Consider the following 14,003-nt stretch of genomic DNA (forward strand, 5'->3'; position numbering starts at 1 on the left):
AGGCAGTTGGCTTACCTACATGGAGTAACGATGACCAGGCACTTGCAAGAGCAGTTCAAAAATTAGTGAATGCACCAAAGAAAGATCAACGTGGAAACGCAATTGACGGCCTGGCTACATGTGCTCCGGGGTCGGTGAAATTCCGAACCGGCGGTGATAGTCCGCGACTCCCGATTGAAACTGACCGGGACTGACCTGGTGGAATTCCAGGACCGACGGTAATGACGACGCAAGTCGTTTAGTCCGGAAGGGAGGCAGCACGGTGCATCGGCGTTGCCGCTGCACGGGTTCTCGAACCCACCCCGGAGTCCGTCGGCAACCGATGGGAACGACCGGATGAGCGAGACAGTCAGCATGGACGCAGCCATGCGCCGCGCCCTCTCCCTCGCCGCCCGCGGACCCGCGACGGGCGTCAACCCGCAGGTCGGCTGCGTGCTGCTCGACGCCGAGGGCGCGATCGTCGCCGAGGGCTGGCACCGCGGGGCTGGCACGCCCCACGCCGAGGTAGACGCGCTGAGCAAGGTCGCCGACGCCCGCGGTCTCACCGCCGTCGTCACCCTCGAGCCCTGCAACCACACCGGCCGCACCGGCCCCTGCAGCGTCGCGCTCATCGAGGCCGGCGTCGAGCGGGTCGTCTACTCCGTCTCCGACCCGAACCCCGCTGCGGGTGGTGGTGCGGAGCGCCTTCGCGCGGCGGGCATTCCCGCGTCGGGCGGAGTGCTCTCCGACGAGACGGAGGAGCTGCTGCATCCGTGGCTGACCGCCGTGCGCCTCGGCCGCCCCTTCGTCACGGTCAAGTGGGCCTCGAGCCTCGACGGCCGCGCCGCAGCAGCCGACGGCACGAGCCAGTGGATCACCGGCTCCGCAGCCCGCCAGCACGTGCATGAGCGCCGTGCGCTCGCCGACGCCATCGTGGTCGGCACCGGCACCGTTCTCGCCGACGACCCGAGCCTCACCGCCCGCGGCGACGGCGGCGAGCTGCTCGAGCACCAGCCGATCCCGGTCGTCATTGGAACCCGTGCGGTGCCAGACGACGCGAAGCTGCGCAGTCACCCGGCCGGGCTCATCGAGACGGGAAGCCGGGATGTCGCAGCGGTTCTCGACGACCTCTACTCCCGCGACATCCGCCGCGTCTTCGTCGAGGGCGGGCCGACCGTCGCGAGCGCCTTCATCGCCGCCGGGCTCGTCGACGAGTACCTCGTCTACCTCGCGCCGACCCTCATCGGCGGGCCGACGCTCGCCATCGGTGACATCGGCGTTTCGACGATCGCCGGGCAGCACCGCCTGACGGTCACGGGCATCGACAGGCTCGGCGACGACATCCTCATTACCGCAAGGAGCATCTAGTGTTCACCGGAATCATTGAAGATCTCGGCTCTGTGGTCGAGATCGCAGAGCACGATGGCGCGGCGCGACTGCGCATCAGCGCGCCGCTCGCCGCATCCGACGCCGCTCACGGCGACTCGATCTCGGTCAACGGCGTGTGCCTCACCGTCGTCGATCAGGGGCCGGACTGGTTCGTCGCCGACGTGATGGCAGAGACCCTGCGCGCCAGCGTCATCGGCTCGCTGTCGGCAGGCGACCGGGTCAACCTCGAGCGCGCTGCCCGCGTCGACAGCCGTCTCGGCGGCCACATCGTGCAGGGCCACGTCGACGGCTCCGGCGCTCTGCTGAGCCGCATCGAGGGGTCGGCCTGGCACGTGCTGCGCATCACCCTTCCAGCCGACCTCGCTCCCCTCGTCGCCAACAAGGGCTCCATCACCGTCAGCGGCGTCTCGCTCACCGTGAGTGCCGTCAGCCCCGCAAGCGAGCCGGAGCAGTGGTTCGAGGTCTCGCTGATTCCCGAGACCCTCGCAGCGACCACCCTCGGCACCCTCGAGGTCGGCGGCGTGGTCAACCTCGAGACCGACATCCTGGCGCGCCACGTAGAGCGCCTGCTGAGCTTCACGAATGAAAGGAGCGGGATATGAGTCTCGCTGACATCCCCGCCGCCCTCGACGCTCTGCGCGCCGGCAAGCCTGTCATCGTCGTCGACGATGAGAGCCGAGAGAACGAGGGCGACGTCGTCATGGCGGCCCAGCTGGTCAGCCAGGAGTGGATGGCGTGGACCGTTCGCCACACCTCCGGCTACGTCTGCGCCCCGATGACGAACGAGATCGCCGACCGCCTCGAGCTGCCGGTCATGGTCGTCAACAACCAGGACGCCCGCGGAACGAACTACACCGTGAGCGTCGACGCGGCCGACCGCCAGAGCACCGGCATCAGCGCGGCCGACCGCGCGCACACGCTCCGCGTGCTCGCCGACCTCGACTCGACCCCGGCGAGCCTCATCCGCCCCGGCCACATCCTGCCGCTGCGCGCGATCGAGGGCGGGGTGCGCGAGCGCCCCGGCCACACCGAGGCCACCGTCGACCTGCTCAAGCTCGCCGGCCTCGTGCCGGTCGGCGTCATCGCCGAGATCGTCGAGGACGACGGCGAGATGATGCGCCTGCCCGGTCTCATCGCTCTCGGCGCTGCCAACGGCATCCCGGTCATCACGATCGAGACGCTCATCGAGTTCCTGCAGGAGAAGCACTGCGACGTCGACGTGCCGATGCCGGTGGAGATCCCCGAGTCGTCGCGCGTTATCTTCGAGGTCGAGACGCTGGTTCCGACCGCGCACGGGCCGTTCCGGTTCCGCGCCTACCGCGACCGCATGACGGGCGCAGACCACCTCGCGATCATCTCGGGCACTCCCGCCAACGGCTCCCTCATCCGGGTGCACTCGGAGTGCCTCACGGGTGAGGTCTTCCACTCGCTCAAGTGCGAGTGCGGTCCGCAGCTCGACGCAGCGCTCGACCAGATCCAGGCAGAGGGCGGCGTCGTCATCTACATGCGCGGCCACGAGGGCCGTGGCATCGGCCTCATCAACAAGCTCAAGGCCTACGCGCTGCAGGAGCAGGGCCTCGACACCCTCGACGCCAACCTCGCCCTCGGCTTCCCCGCCGACGGGCGGGACTACGGAGCAGCCGTCGCCATCCTCGAAGACCTCGGCCTCACCGAGGTGCGCGCCATCACCAACAACCCGGAGAAGCTGCGCCAGCTGAAGGACCGCGGCATCACCGTGCTAGAGCAGGTTCCGCTCGTCGTCGGTGTCGGCGACTTCAACGAGGGCTACCTCGAGGCCAAGCGCGACCGGATGGGGCACCTGCTTCCATCGACCGCGATCCTCGACGAGGCAGTCACCGCCAACCACGCCGTACTCGGCACCACGAAGGGAAGCATCATATGAGCGGCGCAGGAGCACCGACGATCGAGAGCAACGGAGCAGGACTCAAGGTGACGATCGTCGCCGGCCAGTGGCACGAGGAGATCAGCAACGGCCTGCTCGCCGGTGCCCACCGCGCGCTGGCGGCCGCCGGAGCAGAGGTCACCGAGATCCGCGTTCCCGGCAGCTTCGAACTGCCCGTCGCCTCGAAGGTCGCGCTGGAGAACGGCGCGGATGCGGTGGTCGCCCTCGGCGTCATCATCCGCGGCGGAACCCCGCACTTCGAGTACGTCTCGGCGGCAGCCACCGACGGCCTCACGCGCGTCGCCCTCGACACCGGGAAGCCCGTAGGCTTCGGCGTGCTCACCCTCGACGACGAGCAGCAGGGCCTTGACCGGGCCGGCCTGCCCGGCTCGAAGGAGGACAAGGGTGCGGAGGCCGCAGAGGCCGCCGTCGCCACCGCCCTCGTGCTGCGGGCCCTTCGTCCCTAGGTTCCTCTCGCGCGGGGCGGGTATGGTCGCACCATGACCGTTCCGCTCGTCGTCCTCGGCTCGATCAACATCGACTACACGGTTGTGGTGGAGCACTACCCTGCACCGGGCGAGACCGTGCTCGCCTCGAGTCTCGTTACAGCCATCGGCGGCAAGGGAGCCAACCAGGCCGTCGCTGCGGCGCGGGCGGGGGTGCGCCCCGTGCTGCTCGCCGCCGTCGGCGCCGACGCTGGGCCCGCGGTTGAGCAACTGCAGCTGCGCGGGGTCGACCTGGCGCACGTTCAGCACTCGACGTCGCCGACAGGCATCGCCCTCATCACGGTCGGGGCAGACGGGGAGAACTCCATCGTCGTCGCGCAGGGTGCCAACGCGCTCCTCGACGAGGTCGCCGTCGCCCAGCACATGCGAGAACTCGACCCCGACGTGCTGATCGCGCAGCTCGAGATTCCGGTCGAGACGGTGCTCGCGGCCGCGCGCCTCGCTCGACGGTTCGTGCTCAACTACTCCCCCGCGATCCCCGTGCCGGCCGAGCTGCTCGAGCGGGCGGATCCCCTCATCGTGAACGAGGCGGAGGAGGCGCAGTTGAGCGTCACACCGCGCTCCCTCGTCGTGACGCTCGGGGCAGGGGGTGCGCGGTTCGTCGATGCTGACGATGAGGGCGTCATCCATGCCTCGAAGGTCGACGTTGTCGACACGACGGGCGCTGGCGACGCGTTCGCCGGCACTCTCGCCGCGGCGCTCGTCACCGGCGCGTCGCTACGCGACGCCGTGACCGCGGGGGTGGCCGCTGGCACAGAGGCAGTGCTCTATCTCGGCGCCCAGCCTGCGTAGGCTAGACCCATGAGCGAGAAGCGTGACATGCCCAAGCGCAACCTTGGCCGCGGCGGGATCCTGTGGGTGGCGGTCGTCATCGCCCTCGGACTCGCGGCCACCTTCTCGTGGATCGTGCTGATCGAGCCACGCCTGGGCTGAACTGCCGTGGCCCGCGGCTGGCCGTTCTCGACCACGCCATTGTCAACGCAGGTTGACGACCGGCCAGTCGTCAACTATCGTTGACGACTGTGAACCACGACGGCATCCATGCGCTCGCGACGTCCGCGGGCTCTGATGACCCCATCGAGGCACTCAATGCCATTGCCGGGCTGCGCAAGGAGCTCGACAGGGTCGAGGCAGTGACGGTTCGGGCGGCCCGCATGCGCGGTGCCTCCTGGCAGCTCATCGCCCTCGCCCTCGGCGTCACCAAGCAGGCAGTGCACAAGAAGTACGGCCGACGCTGATCCACGAGAGAGAACAATGACCGACACCGCAGAGACCCGCCGCTCCCCCTTTGCCCGCCCGGCAGAGGAAGGCCCCCGCGCGCGCTTCAGCCAGCTGCTGCCCTACCTCTTCGAGCACAAGAAGGTGCTCGCCGTCGTCATCGCCCTGAGCATCCTCGGTGCCGCCGCCTCGCTCGCGCAGCCGCTGCTCGTCAGCCAGGTCATCACGATCGTCGAGAAGGGCGACCCGCTCGGCACCGTCGTGTGGCTGCTCGTCGGCCTCGTCGTCGCGAGCGCGATCATCAGCGGATTCCAGCACTACCTGCTGCAGCGCACCGGCACGAGCGTCGTGTTCTCTGCGCGCCGCCAGCTGGTGTCGCGCATGCTGCACCTCCCGATCAGCGAGTTCGACCGTCGCCGCACCGGCGACCTCGTCTCCCGCGTCGGCTCCGACACCACCCTGCTCTACGCGGTCATCACCCAGGGCCTCGTCGACGCGATCGGCGGCGCGCTGCTGTTCTTTGGCGCGCTCGTCGCGATGCTGCTCATCGATCCGCTGCTGCTCGGCCTCACGGTGCTGGTCATCGCGATCGCCGTCGTGACGGTCGTCACCCTCTCGAGCCGCGTTCGCGTCGCGAGCAAGGAGCAGCAGGAGAAGGTCGGCGACCTGGCCGCGGCGGTCGAGCGGGCCATCGGCGCCATCCGCACCGTGCGTGCGGCGAACGCCACCGACCGCGAGATCACCGCCATCGAGGAGGATGCCCGCGGAGCGTGGCGGGCCGGCCTCAAGGTCGCGCGCATCTCCGCCCTCGTCGTGCCGATCGCCGGAATCGCACTGCAGGCATCCCTGCTCATCGTGCTCGGCGTCGGCGGGTTCCGCGTCGCGAGCGGCGTCATCACCGTCGCGAGCCTCATCTCGTTCATCCTCTTCCTGTTCATGATGATCATGCCGCTCGGCCAGGCCTTCGGCGCGATCAACTCGGTCAACCAGGCCCTCGGGGCCCTCGGCCGCATCCAGGAGGTCATCGCCCTCCCCTCGGAGCGCGAGGGCGACTCCGCTATCACCCCTGTCGCCGCGATCGAGTCGGATGCAGCCCTCAGCTTCGAGAACGTCGAGTTCACCTACCCGGCCGAGGCGGTTCTGGCGCACGACCCCGACGCACCGGTGCACGATCTCACCGTGCTGCGCGGCATCTCCTTCACCGCAGAACGCGGCACCCGCACCGCCCTGGTCGGGCCATCGGGCGCGGGCAAGTCGACCATCCTCGCCCTCATCGAGCGCTTCTACGACCCGACCGCCGGCGTCGTGCGCCTCGGCGGGGTCGACATCCGCGGCCTCGACCGCGACGAGCTGCGCGCCCAGATCGGCTATGTGGAGCAGGACGCGCCTGTGCTCGCGGGCTCCATCCGCCAGAACCTGCTGCTCGGCTCCCCGAACGCGACAGAGGAGGAGTGCATCGCGGTGATGCGCTCTGTCAACCTCGGCGAGGTGCTCGACCGCAACGATGCCGGGCTGGATGCCGCCGTCGGCGAGGACGGCGTGATGCTGTCCGGTGGCGAGAGGCAGCGCCTCGCGATCGCGCGCACGCTGCTCGCGGCGCCGCCGATCCTCCTCCTCGACGAGTCGACATCCAGTCTCGACGGACTCAACGAGCAGATGCTGCGCGAGGCGATCGACGCGGTCGCAGAGAACCGCACGCTCATCGTGATCGCGCACCGGCTCTCGACCGTCGTCGACAGCGACCAGATCGTCGTGCTCGACCACGGCCGCGTCGTCGGCGTTGGCACGCACTCCGAGCTCGTGAAGTCGACCCCGCTCTACAAGAACCTGGCAAAGCACCAGCTGCTCGTCTAACTCCCCCGCAGCTCCAGCTACGAGCTCAACACGCACCCTACAACTGGGGCGCCGACGTCATAGCTGGAGCCGCGGCATGTGACAGGCACGGGCACGGCGCGGGCTGCCTCAGGCAAGGGCGAGGGCGTACATCGCCACCGCCGCGGCGGCCGCGACGTTGAGCGAGTCGATGCCGTGCCGCATCGGGATCTGCACGATGGTGTCGGCCGCGGCGATCGCTTCCGGGGTAAGGCCGTCGCCCTCGGTGCCGAGCACGAGGGCGACCTTCTCTGGAGCCGACGCGGCGTAGTCGCGCAGCGCCACGGCATCCTGGGTCAGCGCGAGGGCAGCGATCTGAAACCCGGATGCCGCCAAGACGGAGCGCGTCGACGCCCAGTCCCCGACGCGCGTCCATGGCACCTGCAGCACCGTGCCCATCGAGACGCGGATGGCGCGGCGGTAGAACGGGTCGGAGCAGCGCGGGGTGACGAGCACCGCATCCGCGCCGATGGCGGCGACCGAGCGGAAGATCGCGCCGACGTTGGTCGGGTCGACGACGTTCTCGAGCACGACGACGCGGCGCGAGTTGGCAAGCAGCGACTCAACCGACGGCAGCGGCGGTCGGTGCATCGAGGCGATGAGGCCGCGGTGCAGGAGGTAGCCGGTGAGCTGCTCGAGCAGCTCGGGAGCCCCGGCGAAGACGGGAACGTCGTGGTCGCCGAGAACGGCGAGCGCCTCATCGACCGAGCTGCCAAGGGCAAGCACCGACCGCGGCACATGGCCCGCCCGTAGCGCGCGCTCGAGCACGATGAGGCTCTCGGCGAGGTAGAGCCCGTGCTCCCCGCCCGACTTCTTCAGCGCGACGTCGGTGAGGTGCGCGTAGTCGCCGAGTCGCGGATCGTCGAGGTCGACGATGGGTACGACGGTGGCCATCAGGTGGCCATCAGAGGGTGCGCTGCACGCGCACGACCACAATCTGCTTGGTGGTGGTCTCGACGAGCGCGCCGTCGCCGGTCAGAGCGCCCATCTCGCCGGTCGCGGCGTAATAGCCGTAGGGGTCGCTACCGGCGGGCAGCTCGAGGGGCGTCGAATCGACGACGAAGTACGACCCCCCGTCGAAGGGGTTGGCGGCGCCGAACGCCAGCTCGACCGTGGCCTCGACGAGGATCTGGTCGGCGCTCGACTCGTAGCGCGACTCGACGACGGTGCTGCCCTCGGCAAACGCGAGCCCGGTCAGCTGCGAGACCTGCGAGAGTGAGAGACCGGTGCAGGATGGCGCCCCGCCGCACAGCGTCTCGGCCTCCGGCCGGCCAGCCGTCGCGAGGGTCGCGAGCACGATCACGACGATGGCGACCAGCACGCCGGCACCGGCGAGGGTCAGCAGCACACGACCGAGCGTCGGCGTGCGCGATTCGACGTCGCTCTCCTCGGTGAGCAGGTCGAGGTCGTCCGGATCCATTCTTCGAGGCTAGCCGAGGATTCGGCTCGTCGGTCTTGCGCGCCGACAGCGACCCCGGCAGGATTCAGTCATGAAGTACCTGAACAAAGATCACTCCGCGCTCATCTGGATCGGCGTCTGCGCTGTGCTCACCGGAGGGCTCATCTCCCTTGTCGCATCCGCCGCCTACAGCGGTGAGCTCGAGGCGGCCGTGGGGCAGACCTCGGTCGCGCTGTCCGCGACGTCTGCGTGGCAGGCCTTCGGCATTGGCATGGTCATCCTCGGAGTCGTGTCGTTCATCGCCGCGCTCGTCGTCGGCACCATCGGGTACGACTTCCGGTACTACGCCGCGCACCGCTCACAGGGCACAGACGCCAAGGCCAACTCCTAGGCGAACGGATCCGGCGTCAGCACGTACTTCGTCTCGAGGTACTCGTGGATGCCCTCCGCGCCGCCCTCGCGGCCGATGCCGGACTGCTTGACGCCGCCGAAGGGGGCTGCGGCGTTGGAGACCACGCCGACGTTGAGCCCCATCATGCCGGTGTGCAGCGCCTCGACCATGCGCTGGCCGCGCGCGAGGTCGCGGGTGTAGACGTAGCTGACGAGGCCGTACTCGGTGTCGTTGGCCTTGGCAACGGCATCCTGCTCATCGGTGAATCGCACGATGCTGACGACCGGTCCGAAGATCTCCTCTCGGAGGATGTCGCTGCCGGCCACCACCCCCGACAGCACGGTCGGCTCATAGAAGCTGCCCGGCCCGTCGACGCGCGACCCACCGGTCAGCAGCGTCGCTCCACGCCCGATGGCATCCTGCACGAGGGCGTCGGCCTTGTCGACCGCGCCCGCGTTGATGAGGGGGCCGACCGAGACGCCGCTCTCTGTGCCGCGGCCGATCGTCATGGCCTTGACCCGCTCGGTGATCTTCGCGGCGAAGGCGTCGGCCACCGACTCGTGCACGATGAAGCGGTTGGCCGCCGTGCAGGCCTCGCCGATGTTGCGGAACTTGGCGAGCATGGCGCCGTCGACCGCCTTGTCGAGGTCGGCATCCTCGAAGATGACGAAGGGGGCGTTGCCGCCCAGCTCCATCGAGGTGCGCAGCACGCCGTCGGCCGCCTGCTTGAGCAGGGCGACGCCGACGGGGGTCGAGCCGGTGAAGCTGAGCTTGCGAAGGCGGCGGTCGGCGATGATCGGGCCGCTGACCTCCTTCGACGTCGAGGTCGTGATGACGTTCACCACACCGGCAGGCAGGCCGGCGTCTTCGAGCAGCTTCGCGAAGTAGAGGGTCGTGAGCGGGGTGAGCTCTGCTGGCTTGATGACGACGGTGCAGCCGGCGGCGAGCGCAGGTGCGATCTTGCGGGTCGCCATGGCGAGCGGGAAGTTCCATGGGGTGATGAGGAACGACGGGCCGACCGGCAGGTGCGTGACGATCATGCGACCGGTGCCCTCCGGGTTCTTGCCGTAGCGGCCCTGGATGCGCACGGCCTCCTCGCCGAACCAGCGCAGGAACTCGCCGCCATAGGTGACTTCGCCCCGCGCCTCGGCGAGGGGCTTTCCCATCTCGAGAGTCATGAGCAGGGCGAACTCGTCGGCGCGCTCCTGCAGCAGGTCGAAGGCGCGGCGCAGCAGCTCGCCGCGGGCGCGGGGCGCGGTGGCGGCCCACGACTCCTGCTCGGCGACTGCGGCGTCGAGCGCGGCCGCGCCGTCGGCTGGCGAGGCATCGGCGATCGTGGCGAGCACGGCATCCGTCGCGGGGTCGTGAACCTCGATGGAGCGACCGGATGTCGACTCGACCCACTCCCCGCCGATGAACAGCCTCGTCGGCACCTTCTCGAGAAGCTCGGATTCGGTGATCATCGCACTACCTCCACGCCTGCTGCGGCCAGTTCGTTGAGCGCGGCTGCGCTCGACTCCGGAGCGACTCCGGCAGTCAGATCGACGAGCACGCGGGTCGTCAGCCCAGCGGCGACGGCGTCACGGGCCGATGCCCGCACGCAGTAGTCGGTCGCGATTCCGACGACATCCACCTCGTCGACATCCAGACGCTCGAGCTCTTGCGACGTCGTAGCACCGCTCGCGGTCGTGCCGTCGAAGATCGAATAGGCCGGCTCGCCCTGCCCCTTGAGCACGTGCACATCGACCCGACTCGTGTCGAGCTCTGGGTGGTAGTCGGCCCCGCTCGTGCCGCTCACGCAGTGGCGCGGCCACGTGTCGACGAAATCGGGTTCTGCGCTGAAGTGGCCGCCGTTGTCGTTGTCGCCGTCGTGCCAGTCACGGGAGGCGAAGATGTGGTCGTAGCGGCCGTGGTTCTTGTCGAGGTAGGCGGTGATGCCCCTCGCGACGGCCGCGCCGCCCTCAACACCGAGGGCCCCGCCCTCGGTGAAGTCGTTCTGCACGTCGATGATGAAGAGCGCGCGCGTCATAGAACGAGTCTACGGAAAGGTCAGTTGTTCGACAGGTTGTCGCCGCAGGCGAAGACTCCCGTTGCAAGGCTGTCGAGGGCCGCCCTGGCGGTGTCTTTGACGCCAGCGCCCGTTGCGGCGAAGGCGAACGAGAGCGGAGTGCCGTCGACCGAGAGCACGATGCCAGAGAGGCTGTAGCCGCCGGAGGAGCCGGGAACCGCGAGCACCTGGCTCTTGGCTGCCGCGGCATCCCCTCCGAAACGCGCGGCGAGGGTGCCGGTCTTGCCCGCGACGGGAAGCGAGTTGTAGACGTAGTTGAGGTTGTTGGCGCCAGCCAGCACCTTGGCCATGAAGTCGGCGAGGAACTTCGGAGGGATCACCGTGGCCGCGCTGAGCCCGGAGCCGTCATGGATGGTGACCCCGGTGGTCGAGACGCCGTAGACCGCCAGCGCGCTCGTGATCGCCTGCTGCAGCGACGCCCCGGTTCCGCCGTATCCGGTCGACTTCGAGAGCACGCGCGCGAGGTGCTCTGCGAGCGTGGCGTCGTTCTCCATGAGCATCTGGTTGACCAGCACGTTGACGGGCTGCGACTTCACCTCGCCGAGAAGCGGCTTACTCGTCACCGCGGAACCGCGGCTGAAGGTCACGTCGTCCGGGTTGAGCCCGAGCGCCTCGGCGAAGAGCACGCCGGCTCGGGCGACCGGGTCGGTCGAGCGCGGGCTGGTCTGCTTCGTCGGGTCGGCGCGGTCGCCGTCGAACTGCAGCGCGGTCACCTCAGAGAGGCTGCCACCGGTCTGCGCTGCGCGAGGCCAGCTGGCGTCCCACTTGTCGCCCTCTGGCCACAGGCTCGCGTCGAGCACGATGTTCTCGATGTCGTCGGGGTTGCCGGCGTAGGAGTCCCGCACCTGGTCGGCCAGGTCGGAGACCCGGGCTGCGCCAGGGTAGACGCTCTCTCCTGCTTCGAGTGCGGACACTGTCGGGTCGCCCCCGCCGACGAGCACGATGGTGTTCGGCGTGCTGCCCTGGTAGACCCGGGTCGAGAGCTGGGTGTCGGGCCCGAGCACGTTGATGGCCGCGGCAGCGGTGAGCACCTTCGAGACTCCGGCCTGCGTTGTCGCGGTGGTCGCGCCGCGGTCGAACAGCACCGCGCCGGTCGAGGCGTTGGTCACCGCTCCGGTGAAGCCGACGAGCCGCGGGTCGGCGGCGAGAGCAGCGACGGTGCAGGTGCGCAGCCGGCTCGGCTGGGCGATCTCTGCCGGCTTCGGGCGGGCAGCGTCGGTGACGGTGTCGCTGGAGGCAGAATCTGGGCTCACCTGCGACCCAACGGCGGCTCCCGCGAAGAGAGCTCCGGTGGCCAGCAGCAGGAACGCAAGGGCTCCCGCGCCGACAATGACCGCCGTGCGGTTCGCGGCGACGAATCCGCGGATGCCCGAACCCGTTGCCGCAGGCGCCTGTGCGGGCGCCACGCGAGGGGCACTCCCACGGGTCGCGGCCTCGCGGCTCGCGCGCCGTGACAGTGGCGCATTCGGGTCGGTCATGCGTGGCTCAGTCACTCGCCAATGATAGGCGGTTGCTATTCCCCGGGGTAGGAGAGGTCGATCTGGCGGCGCACCTCGTCGAGGGTGCCCATGATGCCGACCGTCTCATCCAGCGACAGGATGTCGCCGACGAGCGAGCCAGACGCGACGATGCGCTCGAGCTCCCGCGCCTGGTACTGCATGCCGCGCGTCTCAGAGGGCTCTGGCTCGTAGCGCTCGAGCACGGTCTGCTGCGAGTCGTAGACCGTGAACGAGGTGGGGTTGTAGAAGACGGAGTCGATGTGGATCCAGCCATCGGTGCCGATGACGCTCGCCGTGTTGGGCCCTGCGGTGTCGAGCGCCGTGTGCAGCACCGCCTGCTGGCCGTCTGCGTAGCCGAGCAGGATCGCGGTCTGGCGGTCGACTCCGGTTGCGGTCTTGGCGGCAATGGCGTGCACGGTCTGCGGTGCACCGAGCATGTCCCAGGCGAACGAGACCGGGTAGATGCCGAGGTCGAGCAGCGCGCCGCCGCCGAGCTCCGGGGCGTTGATGCGGTGCTTCGGGTCTTTCGGCAGGAACTGGTTGTGGTCGGCGATGACCGTGCGCACCTGGCCGATGGTGCCTTCGGCGATGACCTCGCGCAGCCGAACCATGGTGGGCAGCCAGCGGGTCCACATGGCTTCGAGCAGCACGACCTTCTTCTCCGCGGCGAGCGCGACGATGCGCTCTGCCTCGGCCCGGTTGAGCGTGAACGGCTTCTCGAGCAGCACGTGCTTGCCGGCGTTGATGGCGAGCTCTGCGTTCTCGGCGTGCAGCGGGTGCGGGGTCGCGACGTAGATGACGTCGACGTTCGGGTCGGCCACGAGCGCCTCGTAGCTGCCGTGGGCGGTCGGGATGCCGTACGTGGCTGCGAAGGCGTCGGCGCCGCCCTGCGAGCGAGACCCGACCGCGGCAACGGTGAACCCGTCGGCAAGCAGATCCTTCACCTGGGCGTCGGCGATCCAGCCGGTGCCGAGGATTCCCCAGCGGAGTGATGTCGACATGATGTGCCTCTCTGTCGTGCGGACGAGACGATGACGTGGAGCCGCCTGTCAGAATCGAACTGACGACCTTCTCATTACGAGTGAGATGCTCTACCGACTGAGCTAAGGCGGCGTGGCCGGCGAGCCGGGCACAGCATGAAAGCTTAGCCGAACAATCACGCGGGTTTTACGCGAGCAGGCTCTCGAGTTCGGCGAACGACTCCCTGAGCCGAGCGGCGAGGTCTGGCCCGTTGCCGTTGTCGGCCCAGCACGCCCAGGCGTGGCGCATGGCGGCGAAGGCGACGAGGGTGATGAGGCGTGCGCGTGACTCGCGCTCTGGCCCGGCGGCAACGCCGTCGGCATCCAGTCGCCTCTCGATGATCGCCTGCAGGTCGCTCTCGAAGTGGCGCATGGTGCCCATGCGCATCGCGACTGGCGCCGCCCAGCAGGAACGACCCATCCAGGACAATAGCTTTCTGGTCGAAGAAGCGTACAACCAGGAGCGGGACGTCGTGCAGCACATCAGCACTCTGTCACGGATGTGGAACAGCAAGGATTTTGGGTACACGTTCACCCAGGAATGGCCGGGATCGCGCAATGCGAGGCATCAGTTGAGCTACACGCTGGCGGATGTGCATTCAGGAGCGCTCAACGGGACCGGCGCCGGCTTCGGCGATGTCCTGTTCAACTACCGCTATCAGCTGGCAGGAGACGGCGAAAGCCGTGTCGCGTTCGCGCCGCGAATTTCGATCCTGGCGCCGACCGGTGACCCGGCAAAAGGCCGTGGTAGCGGAGGGCT

At 68.9% G+C, this 14,003-nt stretch carries 17 protein-coding genes, 1 tRNA gene and 1 riboswitch; of the genes, 10 read left to right on the forward strand and 8 right to left on the reverse strand.

The window, feature by feature from the left end; genetic code table 11:
- Positions 1-118: 118 nt before the first annotated feature.
- A riboswitch (FMN riboswitch) is annotated at positions 119-263 on the forward strand.
- Between the two features lie 73 nt (positions 264-336).
- From ribD to AC14A7_RS02635, 8 genes are all read left to right on the forward strand, one after another.
- A complete protein-coding gene (gene ribD / locus AC14A7_RS02600; protein ID WP_484006326.1) occupies positions 337-1,347 on the forward strand; it encodes a bifunctional diaminohydroxyphosphoribosylaminopyrimidine deaminase/5-amino-6-(5-phosphoribosylamino)uracil reductase RibD in 1,011 nt (336 codons plus the stop codon).
- The gene (locus AC14A7_RS02605; protein WP_484006327.1) at positions 1,347-1,970 is read left to right on the forward strand and encodes a riboflavin synthase; all 624 of its coding nucleotides are present in this window, start codon (positions 1,347-1,349) and stop codon (positions 1,968-1,970) included. Before ribD ends, AC14A7_RS02605 begins: the two co-directional genes overlap by 1 nt.
- On the forward strand, positions 1,967-3,271 hold the full coding sequence (ribA, locus tag AC14A7_RS02610; RefSeq protein WP_484006328.1) for a GTP cyclohydrolase II: 1,305 nt from the start codon (positions 1,967-1,969) through the stop codon (positions 3,269-3,271). The genes AC14A7_RS02605 and ribA overlap by 4 nt, the downstream gene beginning before the upstream one ends.
- The gene (ribH, locus tag AC14A7_RS02615) at positions 3,268-3,738 is read left to right on the forward strand and encodes a 6,7-dimethyl-8-ribityllumazine synthase (RefSeq protein ID WP_484006329.1); all 471 of its coding nucleotides are present in this window, start codon (positions 3,268-3,270) and stop codon (positions 3,736-3,738) included. Before ribA ends, ribH begins: the two co-directional genes overlap by 4 nt.
- Before the next feature lie 33 nt (positions 3,739-3,771).
- Positions 3,772-4,569 carry a ribokinase gene (locus AC14A7_RS02620; protein ID WP_484006330.1) on the forward strand — a complete coding sequence of 266 codons (798 nt, stop codon included), beginning with the start codon at positions 3,772-3,774 and terminating at the stop codon, positions 4,567-4,569.
- Positions 4,570-4,578: 9 nt separating this feature from the next.
- Positions 4,579-4,710, forward strand: a complete 132-nt coding sequence (locus AC14A7_RS02625) for a hypothetical protein (protein WP_484006331.1) — start codon at positions 4,579-4,581, stop codon at positions 4,708-4,710.
- A gap of 89 nt (positions 4,711-4,799) precedes the next feature.
- Positions 4,800-5,015, forward strand: a complete 216-nt coding sequence (locus tag AC14A7_RS02630; protein ID WP_484006332.1) for a hypothetical protein — start codon at positions 4,800-4,802, stop codon at positions 5,013-5,015.
- 16 nt (positions 5,016-5,031) lie between these two features.
- Entirely contained in the window at positions 5,032-6,849 is a 1,818-nt protein-coding gene (locus tag AC14A7_RS02635; protein WP_484006333.1) for an ABC transporter ATP-binding protein, read from the forward strand.
- A 108-nt stretch (positions 6,850-6,957) separates the two neighbouring features.
- Here the strand turns inward: AC14A7_RS02635 and AC14A7_RS02640 are convergent, their stop codons facing one another.
- The gene (locus tag AC14A7_RS02640; RefSeq protein WP_484006334.1) at positions 6,958-7,761 is read right to left on the reverse strand and encodes a TrmH family RNA methyltransferase; all 804 of its coding nucleotides are present in this window, start codon (positions 7,759-7,761) and stop codon (positions 6,958-6,960) included.
- A gap of 10 nt (positions 7,762-7,771) precedes the next feature.
- Positions 7,772-8,287 carry a hypothetical protein gene (locus AC14A7_RS02645; protein WP_484006335.1) on the reverse strand — a complete coding sequence of 172 codons (516 nt, stop codon included), beginning with the start codon at positions 8,285-8,287 and terminating at the stop codon, positions 7,772-7,774.
- Between the two features lie 70 nt (positions 8,288-8,357).
- Between AC14A7_RS02645 and AC14A7_RS02650 the strand changes: the two genes are divergently transcribed.
- On the forward strand, positions 8,358-8,657 hold the full coding sequence (locus AC14A7_RS02650; RefSeq protein ID WP_484006336.1) for a hypothetical protein: 300 nt from the start codon (positions 8,358-8,360) through the stop codon (positions 8,655-8,657).
- Here the strand turns inward: AC14A7_RS02650 and AC14A7_RS02655 are convergent.
- From AC14A7_RS02655 to AC14A7_RS02680, 6 genes are all read right to left on the reverse strand, one after another.
- Positions 8,654-10,120: an NAD-dependent succinate-semialdehyde dehydrogenase gene (locus tag AC14A7_RS02655; protein ID WP_484006337.1), complete on the reverse strand. Its 1,467-nt coding sequence runs from the start codon at positions 10,118-10,120 to the stop codon at positions 8,654-8,656. The two genes, AC14A7_RS02650 and AC14A7_RS02655, sit on opposite strands and share 4 nt — an antisense overlap.
- Complete coding sequence (locus AC14A7_RS02660) at positions 10,117-10,686, reverse strand: isochorismatase family protein (RefSeq protein ID WP_484006338.1); 570 nt, start codon at positions 10,684-10,686, stop codon at positions 10,117-10,119. Before AC14A7_RS02660 ends, AC14A7_RS02655 begins: the two co-directional genes overlap by 4 nt.
- A gap of 20 nt (positions 10,687-10,706) precedes the next feature.
- Entirely contained in the window at positions 10,707-12,218 is a 1,512-nt protein-coding gene (locus AC14A7_RS02665; RefSeq protein WP_484006339.1) for a D-alanyl-D-alanine carboxypeptidase, read from the reverse strand.
- Positions 12,219-12,238: 20 nt separating this feature from the next.
- Complete coding sequence (locus AC14A7_RS02670; RefSeq protein WP_484006340.1) at positions 12,239-13,225, reverse strand: Gfo/Idh/MocA family protein; 987 nt, start codon at positions 13,223-13,225, stop codon at positions 12,239-12,241.
- Between the two features lie 36 nt (positions 13,226-13,261).
- Positions 13,262-13,337 (reverse strand) — tRNA-Thr (locus tag AC14A7_RS02675).
- A gap of 54 nt (positions 13,338-13,391) precedes the next feature.
- On the reverse strand, positions 13,392-13,625 hold the full coding sequence (locus AC14A7_RS02680) for a hypothetical protein (protein WP_484006341.1): 234 nt from the start codon (positions 13,623-13,625) through the stop codon (positions 13,392-13,394).
- Here AC14A7_RS02680 and AC14A7_RS02685 point away from each other — a divergent pair.
- Positions 13,624-14,003, forward strand: a 380-nt coding sequence (locus AC14A7_RS02685) for a hypothetical protein (RefSeq protein WP_484006342.1), incomplete at its 3' end; no start/stop codon positions are given. The genes AC14A7_RS02680 and AC14A7_RS02685 overlap by 2 nt on opposite strands.

This window comes from Conyzicola sp. (genome assembly GCF_057073975.1).